Below are 17,580 nucleotides of genomic sequence, written 5' to 3'. Positions count from 1 at the left end.
ATAGGTAAGGGGGAAGCTTTATGCAAGCAGAAATTATTTCAGTTGGAACCGAGATTACCCTAGGACAAATCACCAACACCAACGCTCGCTACTTAGCTGATCAGCTTCGTCAACTAATGATTGAAGCTCCGTGGCAAACTAACGTTGACGATGATCCAACCCGGATCAAACAGTCCCTGGCTGTTGCGAGTCAACGTGCTCAACTGATCTTCATCTGTGGTGGCCTTGGTCCCACGGAAGACGATCGGACGATGGCGGCGGTCGGGGAGTTCTTAGGACGAGACCTATGCCTTGATGAGTCCTACTGGCAGGAGGTTAAAGCCACCTTAGAGTTGCGCTCGATTTCGACCACTGTTAATCCTAAAAACGTTCGTCAGGCTTATTACCTAGCGGGAGCAACGCCTTTGAAAAATCCAACTGGATTAGCTTTGGGGACATATTTAAAGGATCAGGACCACACCTACGTTGTTTTGCCCGGTCCCCCGCGTGAATTTACCGCAATGGTTAGGGAGTCGCTATTACCTTACCTTAAGCGTGACTTCGGGACGGGACGGGAAATTTTTTCGACTCTTTTACACTTTGTTGGGCGTCCGGAGTCACTACTGATGAGTGAATTGTTGTCTTTAAACCTCGACCAGCGCATTGTGGTAACTTCCTACGTTCAGCCCGATGAAATTCAGGTACGGGCTACGATCCATAACGTTAAAAAAGAAGAAGCCCATCGGTTGATGAAAGATACCCTCATTAAGATCAAACAAAAAGAAGCCGGCTACTACATCGGAAAGGGAGAGGGGATGAGCCTGGCCAAGGCCCTGGTAAAAACACTAAGGAAGAAGGGGTTAAAGATTACAGGGGCTGAGAGCTTGACCGGCGGGTTATTTCAAGCGACCCTGTGCTCAGTTCCGGGGGCTAGTGAGGTCTTTGACGGAGGCTTTGTTACTTATGCAGCAAGTGCGAAAGAACACTTGATCGGGGTTCCAAAGGAGACGGTCAGTGAGTTCGGGGTGGTCTCCAAAGAGACTGCTCGGGCAATGGCAATTGGTTGCCAAAAGGTAATGGGGGCTGATGTAGGGCTCTCCTTTACTGGGGTAGCTGGTCCCGATAGCCTAGAAGGCCAACCGGCCGGTACAGTATGGTTGGGGCTTGCGATTAAGGGGCAGCCGACAATTACCAAGCGGTTATTTTTGCCTGGGCAAACGAGGCAGGCTGTTCGCCAGCAAAGTGTTCAGGAGGGAATGCGGTTAGCTTACAATACTCTTTTGTAAATAATCCGAACTTTTGTTCGAGTTTTTGCTTGTCTTTTGCAAATAACCTGATAAAATAATTAAAGATACGTACGGATTAAAGGAGGAAGACAAGTTGGCAGATCAACGAAAAGCGGCGCTGGATAATGCCCTGCGTAAAATTGAAAAGAACTTTGGGAAAGGTTCCATCATGCGGATGGGCGACGCGGCCGATACCAAGATTGCAACCATCTCTAGTGGCTCCTTAGCCATTGATGAAGCACTTGGAGTCGGTGGATACCCCCGAGGGCGGATCATTGAAATGTACGGTCCGGAAAGTTCGGGGAAGACGACTGTTGCTTTACACGCCGTTGCAGAAGTTCAACGGCGTGGGGGAACAGCGGCCTACATTGATGCCGAAAACGCCCTTGATCCTCAGTATGCAACGGCACTAGGGGTTCAAATTAATGACCTCCTCTTATCCCAACCAGACACGGGTGAACAGGGCTTGGAAATTGCTGACGCCTTGATTGCTTCGGGAGCTGTTGATATTGTCGTTGTTGACTCCGTAGCAGCCCTAGTTCCCCGGGCGGAAATCGAAGGTGAGATGGGTGATACTCACGTTGGGTTGCAAGCTCGTTTGATGTCACAGGCTCTGCGGAAGCTTTCTGGTGAAATCAACAAGACCAAGACGATTGCCATCTTTATCAATCAGATCCGTGAGAAGGTCGGGGTTATGTTTGGTAATCCGGAAACGACTCCTGGTGGACGTGCCCTAAAGTTTTACTCTACGATTCGAATGGAAATTCGACGCGGGGAGCAGCTTAAAAACGGGACCGATGTAATCGGAAATCGGGCGAAGATTAAGGTGGTTAAGAATAAGGTTGCTCCGCCATTCCGTAAAGCAGAAGTTGATATCATGTATGGAGAAGGAATCTCCAAGACCGGTGAGCTTCTGGATATGGCTGTTGACAAGGACCTTGTTAATAAATCGGGAGCATGGTACTCCTATGGTAACGAGCGGATTGGCCAAGGGCGAGAAAATGCTAAGCAATGGCTGGCTGATCATGAAGATGCCATGAATGAGTTGATGAATAAAGTTCGGGTAGCCTACGGGATGGAACCTGACGAGGCATCGGCTACTAATACCACGGACCCACAGCAAGAAACAATTGAAAAAGCATCTAGTGACAAATAATAATTGGAAGAAAGCGGCCTACGGGGCGCTTTCTTTTTTGAATCAAATGCTTAATATGTCGTTTGAACGGCGTAAAATAATCCCAATGTTGCGCAAATAAGGGTAAGCGATCTTCTAATTTTAGTTATGCCAACCTGAGATGGTAATACAGCTTTGTTCAAAAGTTACCATAGCCGGTTGAGTAAGTATGCGATATTATCAGAAGCGTTTACTACAAGCGTCAAGCCATAGACTTAGCTAAGTGGGAGTAGTTCAAACATAATGTAGGCGAAGTTGATTGACACCCTATGGTGTGGCGCTTAAAATTATTTTGTATGTAATTTTTTGCATTACTTAAACTTAATCAAACTTTTGAACCAACAAGTCAATAGTTGATAGGAAGGTGAACTGATGAACGGAATCAGCTTATTAATCGCCGCTGTCGCTATTGTTGTCGGTCTAATTGCCGGTTATATGGGTAGAAAAATTGTTTTCGAACAACGTCTGACCCAGGCGAAGGATAACGCCGCGGGGATTATTGCAACTGCTCAAAAAGAGGCGGCGACTGCGAAAAAGGAGGCCATCTTAGAGGCCCGAGAAGAAAGTCACCGTTATCGTGAGAAAGTTGAACAAGAGCTCAAGGACCGCCGAAGTGAGGTCCAGAAACAAGAAGAGCGCCTGTTACAGCGAGAAACAACCCTTGACCGCAAGGATACCAGTCTGGAGAACCGCGAAAATACCATCAGCTCCCGGGAACGGAAGCTAGATCAACGTACGGAGCAGATTCAAAAGCGTCAACAACAGGCAGCAGATTTAGTCGAGCAACGTCAAGCCGAGCTCGAAAAGGTCGCCCAGCTATCACATGAAGAGGCCAAAGAACGGCTCCTTTTGCAGCTAAAAGAAGAGTTGCAAAGTGAACGGGAAACAATGATCCGGGAGAGTGAGCAAGAGGCCGAGTTAACGGCAGAAAAGAACGCTAAGGACCTGATTGTGGCGGCTATTCAGCGCTCCGCCGCCGATATGGTTCAAGAAACCACGGTTACGGTGGTTACCCTCCCTAATGACGATATGAAGGGGCGGATCATCGGACGTGAAGGGCGCAACATTCGGACCTTGGAAACCTTGACCGGGATCGATTTAATTATTGACGATACTCCGGAAGCGGTTGTCTTATCTGGATTTGATCCCGTACGCCGTGAAATTGCCAAGATGGCCTTGAAACGGTTAATTCAAGACGGTCGGATTCATCCGGCTCGGATTGAAGAAGCCGTTGAACGAGCTCGTAAGGATATGGACGCTCAACTACGTGAGGTTGGGGAACAAACCGTCTTCGACCTAGGATTGCATACCATGCACCCGGATCTGATCAAGACGATTGGGCGCCTAAAGTACCGGACTAGCTACGGTCAAAATGTGCTACAGCACTCGATTGAGGTAGCAAAACTGGCTGGTATCATGGCCGCTGAACTGGGTGAAGATGTTACGTTAGCTAAACGTGCTGGCCTCTTACACGACATCGGTAAGGCCATTGACCATGAGGTAGATGGCTCTCATGTTGAACTCGGGGTTGAAATTACTCGTAGGTGCAAAGAAAATAAGGTTGTTATTAACACGATTGCCTCTCACCACGGTGATGTTGCCCCAACATCAATCATCGCCGTCCTTGTTCAGGCCGCTGATGCGGTTTCTGGAGCACGGCCAGGAGCCCGGAGTGAATCTCTGGAGCAATACATTCAGCGCCTCAAAAAGCTTGAAGAGCTGGCCAACCAAAATAAGGGTGTTGACCATTCATACGCAATACAAGCGGGTCGTGAGATCCGGGTGATCGTTAAGCCAACTAAGGTATCTGACAAGCAGGCGGTGACCTTAGCACATGATTTGAAGCAAGAGATCGAAAAGCAACTGGAATACCCAGGACACATTAAAGTGACGGTTATTCGGGAAACCCGGGCTGTCGATTACGCAAAGTAAGACAAAAGAGTCGCAGCGAAGCTGGCGGCTCTTTTGTTTTCCCTTTAGCGAAAATGTTAGAATAGGAGTAGTAATTTTAAAGGGGTGGCATTGTGGCAAAGAAACAAACACCGATGATGGAACAGTACCAGCGGGTTAAGGATCAGTACCCGGACGCCTTTTTGTTCTACCGACTGGGCGATTTTTATGAGATGTTCAATGATGATGCCGTCAAGGGAGCCCAACTCCTCGAATTAACCCTGACATCACGGAGCAAGAGCAAAGATAACCCAATCCCAATGTGTGGGGTCCCCCACCGGGCGGTGGATAATTATATTGATATTTTAATTGATAAGGGTTATAAGGTCGCCATTTGTGAGCAAATGGAAGACCCTAAGACGACCAAGGGAATGGTTAAACGAGAAGTGACCCGCCTGGTGACTCCTGGGACGACCATGGACTTAAGCGGGGAAGCTGCCAAGCAAAATAACTATCTGACGGCTCTAAGCAAGGGGGATAGTGGCTACAACCTGGCTTATACCGACCTGTCAACAGGGGAGCTGAAGGTTACAAGTGTCGATAGCGAGGCTGGAGCTTTAAACGAACTGATCAACCTACAGACACGGGAAGTTGTGACCGAGGAGGAAGTGGCGCCAAGTCTCGATAAAGCGCTTACTCAACGAAATATCTTACGTTCGGTGCAATTACAAGTCTTAAATCAGGCCGAGGTGGCGTACTTAACCCAGGACCTGACTAACCAGGGGCAACAAAGAGTGGTTGCTTTACTGGTGTCGTACCTTTTAACCACTCAGAAGCGCTCGTTGGCTCATCTACAACGGGCGGTGGCCTATCAATTATCATCTTTTATGAAAATCGATCACCGTTCTAAGGTTAACTTAGAGTTGATGACCAATTTGCGTTCGGGCAAGCGACAGGGCACCCTAGCTTGGCTGTTGGATGAAACCAAGACCGCCATGGGATCACGGCTGTTGAAGCAGTGGCTGGACCGCCCTCTTCTGGATCAGGATAAAATTGAACGCCGTTATGACCGGGTTCAAGAGCTACTTGACCACTACTTTGAGCGCCAAAACCTTCAGGAAGAGCTGATCAAGGTTTACGACCTTGAACGGTTGGCTGGACGGGTTGCTTACGGCTCGATTAACGGGCGCGACTTGATTCAGTTAAAGACCTCCCTGCAGCAGGTTCCTAAAATTAAGTATATCTTGCAAACATTGGATGTACCGGCTTTTGATGGGTTAGAGCAGGCCCTAGATCCAATGGAGGATGTGGCAACCCTGATTGACCGGGCGATTGCCCCGGAACCGCCGATTTCAGTTACCGATGGTGGTGTGATTAATGATGGGTATAATCACCAGCTGGATGAGTATCGTAATGCCATGCAAAATGGTAAACATTGGATCGCCCAACTCCAGGAAAAAGAACGGCAAGAAACAGGGATTAATAACCTTAAGATTGGCTACAATCATGTCTTTGGCTACTATATTGAGGTAACCAAGGCTAACGTTGCTAAGTTACCGGCCGACCGTTATGAACGCAAACAAACCTTAGTCAATGCTGAACGATTTGCTACACCAGAGTTAAAGGAAAAGGAAACCTTGATTTTAGGGGCACAGGATAAGTCAACGGCGCTGGAATATGAGCTGTTTGTTAAGGTGCGTGAGGCCGTTAAGGAACAAATTGATCGCCTGCAAAAGCTAGCTGCTAACCTGGCTGGCCTGGATGTTTTACAGGCCTTCGCGAAGGTGGCCGAGGACTACCACTTTGTTCGCCCTGAACTTAATCACGATCACCGATTAAAGATCGAAAAGGGGCGCCATCCGGTTGTCGAAAAGTTTATGGGCCACCAGGAGTACGTTCCCAATGACGTTTTGATGGGTGATCAGACCAGCATCCTCCTGATCACCGGGCCAAATATGTCTGGGAAATCAACATACATGCGTCAGTTAGCCTTAACGGCGGTGATGGCGCAAATGGGTTGCTTCGTACCTGCCCAGCGGGCCCAGTTACCAATCTTTGACCAGATTTTTACCCGGATTGGGGCTGCGGATGACCTGGTATCTGGAGAGTCGACCTTCATGGTTGAAATGATGGAGGCTAATAACGCCTTACAAAACGCCACCAAAGATAGTCTAATCCTCTTTGACGAAATCGGGCGGGGGACGGCTACCTACGATGGAATGGCGCTGGCTCAAGCAATCATTGAGTTTGTTCATAACCGGGTTGGGGCCAAGACGCTGTTTTCAACTCACTACCACGAGCTGACGGCCTTGGATGCTGAGCTAGACCAGCTTAAAAATGTTCACGTTGGAGCAACTGAAGAAAATGGGGAGTTAGTGTTCTTACACAAAGTGACGCCAGGACCAGCTGATAAGTCTTACGGGATCCACGTGGCCAAATTAGCGGGGATGCCACACCCACTTTTGAAGCGGGCTAACCAAATTCTGACTGACTTGGAAGGCCAAGCAGAGGTTAAGCCAAAACCGGTTAGCCAAGAAAAGAAACCAGTTATACCAGTTAAGGAAAAGGAGCCAGCGCCCCTACTACAAGAGGATAATGGACAACTAGAGCTCTTTGCTACGAAACCGCAAGGCAATCAAAGTTCAAAGGCGGATAAGATTGCCCACCAGGTTAAGAACCTCGACCTAATGAGTATGACCCCGATGGATGTAATGAATCAGGTTTTCAAGTGGCAACAGAGTCTAAAGTAGCGAGGAAGGGAGCACGATGGGCAAGATTCACGAATTAGATAGTGTTTTGGCTAACCAGATCGCGGCTGGAGAAGTAATCGAACGTCCCGCCTCGATCGTTAAGGAGTTAGTAGAAAATTCCTTGGATGCCAATAGTAAGCGGATTGATATTATCGTTGAAGAAGCAGGACTGAAAAGTATCCGGGTCATCGATGATGGGCAGGGGATTGAGGCAGAAGATGTGGCTCTAGCCTTTGAACGTCACGCTACCAGTAAGATTACTAACAAAAATGACCTTTTCAAAGTCACTACAATGGGCTTTCGTGGTGAAGCCTTGCCCAGTATTGCTTCAGTTGCCGCGGTATTATTGCAAACGGCGACGGGTGGGGAAGCTGGCTACAAGATTCATATTAGGGGAGGGCAAATTCTCGACCAGGGTCCCTCTAGCGCACGGCCAGGGACAGACGTCTTAGTTAGCGACCTATTTTTCAATACACCAGCCCGGTTAAAGTACCTGAAGTCGCCACATACAGAACTGGCCCGGATTATCGATATCGTTAATCGCTTAGCCCTTGCAAACCCTGGGGTGGCCTTTTCCTTGACCCACGATGGTAAGGAGGCCTTCCGTTCGGCTGGAAACGGGAACTTAAAACAGGTTGTCGCGGCCATTTATGGGGTGGAAGTGGGGCGTAAGATGATTGAGGTTCATGGAGAAGACCCCAATTTTACGGTAACGGGACTGGTGTCCTTGCCTGAGTTAACACGGGCAGGACGCCAGTATATGACGATCATGATCAACCACCGCTACGTGAGAAATTACCAGCTTACTAAGACTTTGGTGGCCGGGTACCGTTCCAAACTAATGGTTGGCCGCTACCCCCTGGCAGTGATTAACATCAACCTTGACCCAATTCTGGTTGACGTTAATGTCCATCCTGCCAAGCGCGAGGTTCGCTTGAGTATGGAGCCACAGTTAGCGACCTTGCTTCAAGAGGCGGTTAGCCAGGCAATTGACAAGCAAAACCTAATCCCAGATGTTGGGGAGCGAGCAGGTGAGCTTTTAGCACGGGAGCAGGTACACCAGGTTCCTAAAAGTGAGGTGCCACGGGTTAGCGAACGAGCCGAAGATGTTCCGCCACTTTGGCAAACCGGTCCGACGAGTGGGGAGCCAGTTATCGTAAGTCACCGTGCCGAGCTGGCCAGCCCAGCAGTCCAGGCCTTCGATCAACGCTACCAGAGTGAAGAAGGGGCGCCACCCTTTGGCGATCAGCTGGTACCCATCAAAGCAGCCCCAGAAGAGAAGGTTAAGCAAGGGAGCTTGGATATTGATGACCGTGGCAATGAGAAAGAAGAGCGTTTCCCAGACCTAACCTACCTAGGACAGCTTCACGGGACCTACTTATTAGCCCAGGCTTCTGATGGTCTGTACATCATTGACCAACACGCAGCCCAGGAACGAATTAACTATGAGTACTATCGTGAAGAGATTGGGAAGGTTACCAGTGACCAGCAGAGTTTTCTGACACCCTTGGTCTTAAACTACACACTAACCGATGCCCTGGCGATCAAGCATCACCAGGATATCTTAACCGGTTGTGGAATTTTACTAGAACCGTTTGGGCAAAACAGCTTCATTCTGTCGTCGCATCCAACCTGGTTTATTGAGGGCCAAGAGGAAGCTACCGCTCGGGAAATGATTGACTGGGTCTTAAAAAGCGGTCAACTAAGTGTGAAGGATTTTCGGGCTAAAGCTGCCATTATGATGTCATGTAAGCGAGCCATTAAGGCTAACCATCGCTTAGAGGATCAACAGGCTAAGGCCCTCTTGGCCCGTCTCCCCCAGTGTGAAAACCCCTTTAATTGTCCTCATGGCCGCCCCGTGACGATCCATTTTTCGACAACCGACTTGGAGAAGCTCTTTAAGCGAATCCAGGAATCGCACCAGCCGTTTGCTGATGACTTTGATGATCACGAGGATTAAAGCGAACAGATGTGCTAAAATGGGAAAGATTATAAAAAGCGAGGTACTGTGATGTTTGAATATTTAAGTGGGCTAATCACAATGGTGGCCCCGGACTTCATTGTTGTTGATGTTAACGGAGTTGGCTATCGAGTGGCGGTTGCCAATCCTTACACCTACCAAGAAGATAATCAGACCCCGGTACGGATCTTTGTTTACCAGGCCGTTAAGGAAGATGCCATCACCCTGTTTGGCTTTCACAATCAGGCGGAAAAACGGCTATTTACCCAGTTGATAGGGGTATCTGGGATTGGGCCCAAGAGTGCTTTGGCTATCTTAGCTACGCCAGATCACCAGGGGCTGATTAATGCCATCCAAAGCGGTAATGACCAGTACCTTAGTAAGTTCCCAGGGATTGGCAAGAAAACGGCATCACGAATTATCATTGAATTAAAGGATAAGGTGGTCTCCGCGGTTGATGGAGATGCTCTCAACTTTTCCGCCCAAGGTCCTAAGGATGCATCGGTGGCCCTGCTTGATGCCGTGGCGGCCTTGGAGTCATTGGGCTATACCACCCGTCAAGTGGAGAAGGTAAAAAAACAGTTGGAGGGCCTAGAAGATGACCTTTCAACCAATGATTACCTAAGCCAGGGCCTGAAACTATTGAGTAGGTAAGGAGGATTACATGGAAGAAGAGTTCGATGATGTTCTCTCTGGACAGGTGAATGACGAGCAAGAGGGGCGAGAAGAGATCAGCTTGCGGCCCCAAACGTTGGTCACCTATATTGGCCAGGCGCGGATCAAGCATGAATTAGCGGTATATATACAGGCCGCTAAGACTAGGGAAGAAGCTTTGGATCATGTGCTCTTGTATGGGCCTCCAGGACTGGGAAAGACGACGCTGGCAATGGTAATCGCAAATGAAATGCAGGTTGCCATCAAGACGACCTCGGGTCCGGCCATCGAAAAACCTGGCGACCTTGTAGCCCTTTTAAATGATCTTAAGCCCGGCGACGTCCTATTTATTGATGAAATTCACCGGCTTCCCAAGGTGGTTGAAGAAATGCTTTACTCGGCCATGGAGGACTTTTACATCGATATTGTGGTGGGAGAAGGGCCGACCGCTCATCCAGTTCACTTTCCGTTGCCGCCCTTTACCTTAATTGGAGCAACGACGCGGGCCGGTCAGCTAGCCGCCCCACTTCGGGATCGGTTTGGAATTGTTGCCCGGATGGATTACTACACGACGGACGAATTGAGCCAAATTATTGACCGTTCGGCAGCCATTTTTAATACCAAAATTGAAGAAGCAGGGGCTCACGAATTAGCTTTGCGTTCCCGAGGGACTCCCCGGATTGCTAACCGACTTTTGAAACGGGTCCGTGATTTTGCCCAGGTTGGGGGGAAAGGAGCAATCGATCCAGTCACGGTTGATCGAGCTTTAGACCTGTTAGCTGTTGACAACCAGGGGCTCGACGAAATCGATCGTAAGATGTTGACCACGATGATTGATCACTACCATGGGGGGCCAGTAGGGATACGGACCATTGCGGCCAATATTGGTGAAGAGGTCAATACGATTGAGGAAATGTATGAGCCCTACCTTTTACAGATTGGCTTCTTATCCCGGACCCCCCGGGGACGGATTGTAACGCCGGCAGCTTACCGCCACTTGGGAATCCCGTTTGATCGTGAGGAAAATTAGGATGAAAAAACAAACCAACATGGCACCGGTTAGTCACTGCCCGATTAGGGTTCCTATGCCGATCTTGAAGCTTCCTCTTTTAACCACCGACCCGTTAACCGCACGGGAAATGTATCAGTGTGGGGTACGGATCCTAGCATTCCCCATGGCCTCTTCAATGGCAGAGCTAAGTCCGGATGCGTTAAGTACTACCGGGGGGCTCAATGGTTGGCTTAACTGGGAGGGGGAAATCCTAGCCTTACCAGGCTTTGGTAAGCCACTTGCTAAGGTTAAAAAGAATAGTGAACGGGTAGGGGTACATTACCAGCTTCCCCGTGGTGGGGCAAAGAAAACGGTTGATGGCACTAACTACCAAACCTGGCTGGAAAGTGCCCATGCCCAACTGGCCCTCCCATTAAGCCAGGCTCCTGATCACTACGCCCCAGTAGATGACATTATGCGGGCTGTGGAGGTTAATACCGCATGGGGGAAACAGACCCCAACCGGCTGGGGAGTAGTGCAGGGCGGGGGCTTAAAGGCTGCCCGGGAGTTAAGTGTCGCCCAATTGACAGCACAAAAGATCACTAATTTTTACCTTGGCGGCTTTGAACAGGACATTGAAGATGAGGAATGGCAAAGGAGCTTGGCGATGACCATCCAACTACTACCCCAAAACAGTACGGTAATGGTTGAAGCAAGAACGTCCTTCCGGATTAAAGTTGCCATTGAGGCCGGCATACAATTGATCATTTCCGATCTTCCCCTTACCTTGACCCGGCATAACCGGCGTTTGCAAGCAGACTTGAGCGACGAGCCGGTTGAAAAAAATGACCAGCTAGGTCTAACCGCTAGCAACTGGGCCTATTTAAATAAGCGCCATGTCGGGCTGGCAACGCGGCTTTTAACTCAGGCTAATTTAACAACCTTTGTCAACTACTTCACTCAAAAGCAGGAGGAAATGATAAATTAACTGGTATTTAAGTTAAAGTTTGGTATAGTTAAAATATTACTAAGATTAACACCAGAAGGGATGAATTCTTTTGAACGCTAACATGTCGAGTATCATTTTAATCGTACTGATGATCGTCTTCTTGTACTTCTTCATGATTCGACCACAGCAACGACAACGTAAAGAACACCAGGAAATGGTTAATCAATTGAAGCCGGGCGACGCAGTAGTAACGATCGGTCGCCTTCATGGCTTGGTCCACGAAGTTAATACGGCCGAAAAGACGGTGACGATTGACTGCGAAGGGATTTACTTAACCTTTGATTTATCAGCAGTGGCAAGGGTTAATCGGTCAACGACGTCTCCTGTTACGGCTGAGTCTACTACATCAGCAGAGACACCGGCTAAGGAAGAGGCAACGAGCACGGCGCCGGAAGAAAAGACTGCTGATGAAGAAAAGCCAAGCGATCAAGACGAAAAGTAATGTGATCAGTTCCGGGGCCACTTGGCCTACGGAACTTTTCTTTTCGCGTGCAAAAACTGTTATACTTAAAAACGGTTAACTTAATTCGGACGGAAAGGAACATAACGATGGCAGAATTAGATGCGATCTTAGAACAGATTAAAAAGTACAACCGAATCATCATTCACCGGCACCAACGCCCGGATCCAGATGCAATTGGCTCCCAGATTGGACTAGCCTCGATTTTAAAGGCCTCCTTCCCTTATAAGGAGATTGCTGTGGTTGGTAAGGAAATTCCAAGTTTTAGCTGGATTGGTACGATGGATGAAGTTGATAGCAGTGACTACGACGGGGCACTTGTAATTGTAACCGACACAGCCAACGCACCACGAATTGATGACCGGCGGTTCAACAACGGTGATGAACTAATTAAAATTGATCACCACCCCAACGATGAACCTTACGGTGACATCATGTGGGTTGATGATCAAGCCAGTTCTAGTTCGGAATTGATCTATGGCTTTTATCAGCACTTTGCAAAAGAACTGGTGATGACTAAGAAGGCCGCTACGGCCTTGTACGCCGGAATTATCGGTGATACGGGACGCTTCTTGTATCCTGCTACAACGCCCAAGACGATGCTGGTGGCGGGGGCTTTAATGGCTGCTGGGGCTGATGCTGCGGCTATTTCCCAGCGTGAAAATGAGATTACCTTACCATTGGCCCGCCTGTCAGCTTACGTCTACGAAAATCTAACGATCACGGATAATGGAGCCGCTAATGTTATACTGACCGATACAGTTTTGAAACGGTTTGGCCTAACGGAAGCAGGTACTTCAGCCGTGGTTTCCTTACCGGGCCGGATTAAGGATGTCTTAGCCTGGGCAATCTTTGTCCAGCAAGATGATGGTGGTTTCCGTGTTCGCTTACGCTCTAAGGGCCCGGTGATTAACGAGCTTGCAAAGCACTACAACGGAGGGGGACATCCGCTGGCCTCCGGAGCACGGGTTGCTAATAAAGAAGAGATGAAACAGATTATGAAGGAACTGGACGACTTAGTTGCCCAGTACCAAAAAGGAGAACAGTAATGCTTGAAACATTTGCGGACCTTCACCTGGCCGATTTTTTAACGCCGGCCTTAAAGGACCTTCACTTTGAACGGCCGACAACCGTCCAAGCCCGGGTAATCCCGTTAATCCTAAATGGAAAGAGCGTAGTCGGCCAATCTCGGACCGGGAGTGGAAAGACCCACGCCTTCCTGCTCCCAATTTTTAGCCAACTTAACAGTGATGACCAAGCGGTCCAAGCCGTAGTTACGACTCCGTCTCGGGAACTGGCCTATCAAATTTATGCGGCCGCAAAACAGTTAAACCGTTTTGCTCCAACTCCCTTTACAATTCATAACTACGTGGGCGGAACCGACAAGGAACACCAAGTTGACCAGCTGAGCCGGCGTCAGCCGCAACTGGTTATTGGAACGCCGGGACGGATCTTAGACTTGATTAAGTCCCAAGCCCTGGATATCCACACGGCAACTAAATTTGTAATTGACGAGGCCGACATGACACTAGACATGGGCTTTTTAGAAACCATCGATCAAATTGCGGCCCGTTTCCCTGAGAAGTTACAGATGATGGTCTTTTCGGCAACGATTCCTCAGGGGTTACGACCATTTTTGAAGAAGTACCTTGAAAATCCGGTTATTGAAGAAATCCCTACTGAAACGGTGATCAACCCGAACGTGGAAAACTGGTTAATGTCGACCAAGGGACACGATAAAAACGATATGGTCTACCGGTTGCTTACGTTGGGTAATCCGTACCTGGCCCTGGTCTTCGCCAACACTCGGGAACGAGCAACCGAGCTGGCTAATTATTTGCAGGAGCACGGCTTAAAGGTCGCCTTAATCCACGGTGGATTGGAACCGCGGGTCCGCAAGCGTACGATGCGCCAGATCCGGAATATGGATTACCAGTTCATCGTGGCTACAGATTTAGCAGCCCGGGGGATTGATCTTGAAGGGGTATCCCTAGTCTTAAACGATGACATTCCAAGTGACCTCGAGTACTTCGTTCACCGAGTTGGCCGGACAGGGCGGGCTAATATGGCTGGGATTGCCATTACTTTGTATGCCCCCGCAGAGGACGCCTTAATTGAAAAACTAGAAGAACGCGGGATTACCTTTATTCCAAAGGATCTTAAGGGGGGCCGGATTGTTACAACATACGACCGGAACCGGCGGAAGACCCACCGACGTAAAAAGACGGCCTTAGATCCGACCGTGAAGGGCTTTGTAAAGAAAACTAAGAAGAAGGTAAAGCCTGGTTACAAACGACGGATCAAGCAGCGGATTAAAGAGGATGAGCGCCAGAAGTTCAAGCAGGCGCAGCGTCATGAAATGCGTAAGGCCAAACGGGCACGGCAAAAGCAGCACCGTGCGGAGCGGGCACGACAACAGAATGGGCGTTGATTTTAACGACACCCTTGGTTATAATGAAAAACGTCTGGGATATGACCCGTTGGGGGAACTTTTAGAAACGTGCTGGTAGCTGAAAAGCATGACGAACCCAACCGTGTTGCTCCCCGGAGCATAATTTAGTTATCAACCCCCACGGGGGATTAAAAGTGGCAAACGAATCCATCGTTGCAAACAGAGTGGTACCGCGTCAACCGGCGTCTCTGTCAGCAAGGGTGGATTTTTGCTTTTAGAAAGGAATTGTAATGAAAGAGCTCAAGAAATTAAACTCCGCTCAGATTCGGCGGATGTATTTGGACTTCTTTGTCCAACACGGTCACACTGAGATGCCTTCACGCTCCTTGGTGCCGGTTAACGACCCAACCTTACTGTGGATCAATTCCGGGGTGGCAACGATGAAGAACTACTTTGATGGTAAGATCGTTCCCGATAACCCGCGGATGACCTCATCACAAAAAAGCATCCGGACCAACGACATTGAGAATGTTGGGAAGACCGCTCGTCACCATACTATGTTCGAAATGATGGGGAACTTCTCAGTTGGTGACTACTTTAAAAAGGAAGCCATCACCTGGGCTTGGGAATTGCTTACTGGTGACGACTGGTTTGGCTTTGACCCAGAGCGCCTTTACATTACCTACTATCCAAAGGATAATGACGCCCACCAATTCTGGTTGGACGCTGGGGTTAAAGAAGATCATTTACTAGCCGATCAGGATAACTTCTGGGATATTGGACAGGGTCCGTCTGGTCCGGACACGGAAGTCTTTTATGATCGAGGTCAGGAGATGAATAATCTGTCCGAAGACGACCCAGAATCATACCCAGGAGGCGAAAACGAACGCTACCTTGAAATCTGGAACATTGTCTTTTCTCAGTTCAATCACACTCCAGAAGACACTTACGAACCATTACCTAACAAGAACATCGATACCGGGATGGGGTTAGAACGGATCGTTTCGATCTTTGAAAATGCCAAGACTAACTTTGAAACCGACCTCTTTATGCCGTTGATCAAGCAGGTAGAAAGTTTTGCCAATAAGAAGTATGGTCAAGACGCGTCTGACGACGTTCAGTTTAAGATTATTGCCGATCACATTCGCTCTATCACTTTCGCTATTGGTGACGGGGCCTTACCATCCAACGTTGGACGGGGCTACGTAATCCGACGCTTACTACGGCGGTCGGTAGTGGCTGGTAAGAAGCTAGGCATCGATGAACCATTCCTGGCTAAGATGGTCCCAACGGTTGGGGAAATCATGAAGGATTACTACCCGGAAGTCTTGGAAAACGCTGACTATATTGCTTCGGTGATTGCTTCTGAAGAAGACCGCTTCTCCGCCACTTTAAACGGTGGGTTAAACTTGCTAAACAGCGTGATTGAAGAGGCTAAGCAGACTGACAGTAAGCAAATCGATGGTAAAACAGCCTTCAAGCTCTATGATACCTACGGCTTCCCGGTTGAACTAACCCGTGAATATGCAGCGGATGAAGGCCTGAGTATTGATGAACAGGGCTTTGAAGCGGCCATGACCGAACAACAAAATCGGGCCCGGAACGCTCGCGATATGGACAATGGGATGGGAGTTCAAAGCGATCTTTGGACTAACTTCACCGAAGAAAGCACCTATGTTGGCTACACCGAACTGGTAGTCGACAATGCGAAGGTGATCGGACTGGCTGCTGATGGTAAGCAAGCTGATCAGGCTCAACCAGGTCAACATGTTGACGTTATCTTTGATCGGACTCCGTTCTACGCTGAAATGGGGGGGCAAGTTGCTGACAGCGGTCAGGTCATCGATAATTATGGCAAGGTGGTTGCAACCGTTAAGGACGTTCAACACGCTCCACACCAACAAAACCTCCATACCCTTGAATTGAATGCTCCAATCAAGAAGGGAGCTCGGTACAAACTGGTGGTTGACAAGGCCCGCCACATCAAGATTGAAAAGAACCATACCGCTACTCATCTGTTGGACCAAGCTTTACGTAACATCTTAGGTGGTCATACTCAACAGGCTGGTTCTTTGGTTGAAGCTCACTACCTACGCTTTGACTTTAACCACTTTGGTCAGGTTACCAAAGAGGATCTTAAGAAGGTCGAAGACTTAGTTAATGAACAGATCTGGAAGGAAATTCCAGTTACCACGGTTGAAACTGATATTGATTCCGCCAAGGAAATGGGGGCCATTGCCCTCTTCTCTGATAAGTATGGTGACAAGGTGCGGGTTGTTAAGATTGGCGACTTTAACACCGAGTTCTGTGGTGGGGACCACGTTAAGAACACCAATGAATTAGGTTTGTTTAAGATTGTCTCTGAAGGAGGAGTTGGCGCTGGGGTTCGGCGGATCGAAGCCGTTACCTCGAGTGATGCCTTTGCATTCATGCAACAACGTGTCGACATCCTAGACCAAGTGGCGGCTGATCTCAAGGTCGCTCAGGTCAAAGAAATTGTTCACCGTGTTGGTGAAGTTCAAGATCAACTTAAGGAAGCCAACAAACAAAATGAGGCTCTGCAAGCTAAGTTAGCCTCCCAACAGGCCGGTGATGTTTTCACTAAGGTTGAAAAGACCGCTAAGGGTTCCTTGATTGCAGCCGAAGTTAACGTGGCTGGAATGGACCAGCTGCGTCAAATGGCGGATAACTGGCGCCAAAAAGACTACTCCGACGTCCTTGTTTTGGCAACGACGGCTGGTGAAAAGGCTAACCTTTTGGTCGCAGTCAAGGACGACTTAGCAAAGACCGTCAAGGCTGGTGACTTGATTAAGGCGATTGCTCCAGCAATTAACGGGGGCGGGGGTGGCCGCCCAACGATGGCCCAAGCCGGTGGAAAGAACCCGGCTGGGATTGGTGAAGCACTGAAGTTGGCAAGCCAGTTCATGAATGAGTAGATAAATGGGAAGGGTGCGTGGCGCACCTAAAAAGATAATACTATTAACGATGGAGCCCAGTAGTTTGGTAAAACGAACTGCGGGACTCCATTTGTTTTA

The 17,580-nt window shown here is 48.8% G+C and carries 12 protein-coding genes; all 12 read left to right on the top strand.

Annotated features, from left to right (window positions below):
• Nucleotides 1-20 precede the first annotated feature (20 nt).
• The 12 genes from AOQ57_RS04905 (at nucleotide 21) to alaS (ending at nucleotide 17,481) form a co-directional block, all read left to right on the top strand.
• A complete protein-coding gene (locus tag AOQ57_RS04905) occupies nucleotides 21-1,265 on the top strand; it encodes a competence/damage-inducible protein A (protein WP_093625756.1) in 1,245 nt (414 codons plus the stop codon).
• Nucleotides 1,266-1,359: 94 nt separating this feature from the next.
• Nucleotides 1,360-2,421: a recombinase RecA gene (gene recA / locus AOQ57_RS04900; protein ID WP_093625754.1), complete on the top strand. Its 1,062-nt coding sequence runs from the start codon at nucleotides 1,360-1,362 to the stop codon at nucleotides 2,419-2,421.
• A gap of 390 nt (nucleotides 2,422-2,811) precedes the next feature.
• Nucleotides 2,812-4,371 carry a ribonuclease Y gene (gene rny, locus AOQ57_RS04895; protein ID WP_093625752.1) on the top strand — a complete coding sequence of 520 codons (1,560 nt, stop codon included), beginning with the start codon at nucleotides 2,812-2,814 and terminating at the stop codon, nucleotides 4,369-4,371.
• Between the two features lie 92 nt (nucleotides 4,372-4,463).
• The gene (gene mutS, locus AOQ57_RS04890; RefSeq protein ID WP_093625750.1) at nucleotides 4,464-7,079 is read left to right on the top strand and encodes a DNA mismatch repair protein MutS; all 2,616 of its coding nucleotides are present in this window, start codon (nucleotides 4,464-4,466) and stop codon (nucleotides 7,077-7,079) included.
• Between the two features lie 16 nt (nucleotides 7,080-7,095).
• Nucleotides 7,096-9,039, top strand: coding sequence for a DNA mismatch repair endonuclease MutL (mutL, locus tag AOQ57_RS04885; protein WP_093625748.1), 1,944 nt, complete (start codon nucleotides 7,096-7,098; stop codon nucleotides 9,037-9,039).
• A gap of 51 nt (nucleotides 9,040-9,090) precedes the next feature.
• Complete coding sequence (gene ruvA, locus AOQ57_RS04880) at nucleotides 9,091-9,693, top strand: Holliday junction branch migration protein RuvA (protein WP_093625746.1); 603 nt, start codon at nucleotides 9,091-9,093, stop codon at nucleotides 9,691-9,693.
• 10 nt (nucleotides 9,694-9,703) lie between these two features.
• A complete protein-coding gene (gene ruvB, locus AOQ57_RS04875; protein ID WP_093625744.1) occupies nucleotides 9,704-10,723 on the top strand; it encodes a Holliday junction branch migration DNA helicase RuvB in 1,020 nt (339 codons plus the stop codon).
• A 1-nt stretch (nucleotide 10,724) separates the two neighbouring features.
• Nucleotides 10,725-11,672, top strand: a complete 948-nt coding sequence (locus AOQ57_RS04870; RefSeq protein ID WP_235789008.1) for a tRNA guanosine transglycosylase family protein — start codon at nucleotides 10,725-10,727, stop codon at nucleotides 11,670-11,672.
• Nucleotides 11,673-11,754: 82 nt separating this feature from the next.
• A complete protein-coding gene (gene yajC, locus AOQ57_RS04865) occupies nucleotides 11,755-12,135 on the top strand; it encodes a preprotein translocase subunit YajC (protein ID WP_093625883.1) in 381 nt (126 codons plus the stop codon).
• A gap of 107 nt (nucleotides 12,136-12,242) precedes the next feature.
• On the top strand, nucleotides 12,243-13,202 hold the full coding sequence (locus AOQ57_RS04860) for a DHH family phosphoesterase (RefSeq protein ID WP_093625742.1): 960 nt from the start codon (nucleotides 12,243-12,245) through the stop codon (nucleotides 13,200-13,202).
• Nucleotides 13,202-14,584, top strand: a complete 1,383-nt coding sequence (locus AOQ57_RS04855) for a DEAD/DEAH box helicase (RefSeq protein ID WP_093625740.1) — start codon at nucleotides 13,202-13,204, stop codon at nucleotides 14,582-14,584. The genes AOQ57_RS04860 and AOQ57_RS04855 overlap by 1 nt, the downstream gene beginning before the upstream one ends.
• 251 nt (nucleotides 14,585-14,835) lie before the next feature.
• Nucleotides 14,836-17,481, top strand: a complete 2,646-nt coding sequence (alaS, locus tag AOQ57_RS04850) for an alanine--tRNA ligase (protein ID WP_093625737.1) — start codon at nucleotides 14,836-14,838, stop codon at nucleotides 17,479-17,481.
• The last annotated feature ends 99 nt before the right edge of the window (nucleotides 17,482-17,580 follow it).

The sequence above is a fragment of the Limosilactobacillus gorillae genome, from assembly GCF_001293735.1.
GTDB lineage: Bacteria > Bacillota > Bacilli > Lactobacillales > Lactobacillaceae > Limosilactobacillus > Limosilactobacillus gorillae.
This window is presented reverse-complemented; position numbering and strand designations above follow the sequence as displayed.

Coding starts and splice junctions, on each gene's coding strand:
- AOQ57_RS04905 (WP_093625756.1), top strand. CDS start 21: ATGCAAGCAGAAATTATTTCAGTTGGAACCGAGATTACCCTAGGACAA.
- rny (WP_093625752.1), top strand. CDS start 2,812: ATGAACGGAATCAGCTTATTAATCGCCGCTGTCGCTATTGTTGTCGGT.
- mutL (WP_093625748.1), top strand. CDS start 7,096: ATGGGCAAGATTCACGAATTAGATAGTGTTTTGGCTAACCAGATCGCG.
- ruvA (WP_093625746.1), top strand. CDS start 9,091: ATGTTTGAATATTTAAGTGGGCTAATCACAATGGTGGCCCCGGACTTC.
- ruvB (WP_093625744.1), top strand. CDS start 9,704: ATGGAAGAAGAGTTCGATGATGTTCTCTCTGGACAGGTGAATGACGAG.
- AOQ57_RS04870 (WP_235789008.1), top strand. CDS start 10,725: ATGAAAAAACAAACCAACATGGCACCGGTTAGTCACTGCCCGATTAGG.
- yajC (WP_093625883.1), top strand. CDS start 11,755: ATGTCGAGTATCATTTTAATCGTACTGATGATCGTCTTCTTGTACTTC.
- AOQ57_RS04860 (WP_093625742.1), top strand. CDS start 12,243: ATGGCAGAATTAGATGCGATCTTAGAACAGATTAAAAAGTACAACCGA.
- AOQ57_RS04855 (WP_093625740.1), top strand. CDS start 13,202: ATGCTTGAAACATTTGCGGACCTTCACCTGGCCGATTTTTTAACGCCG.
- alaS (WP_093625737.1), top strand. CDS start 14,836: ATGAAAGAGCTCAAGAAATTAAACTCCGCTCAGATTCGGCGGATGTAT.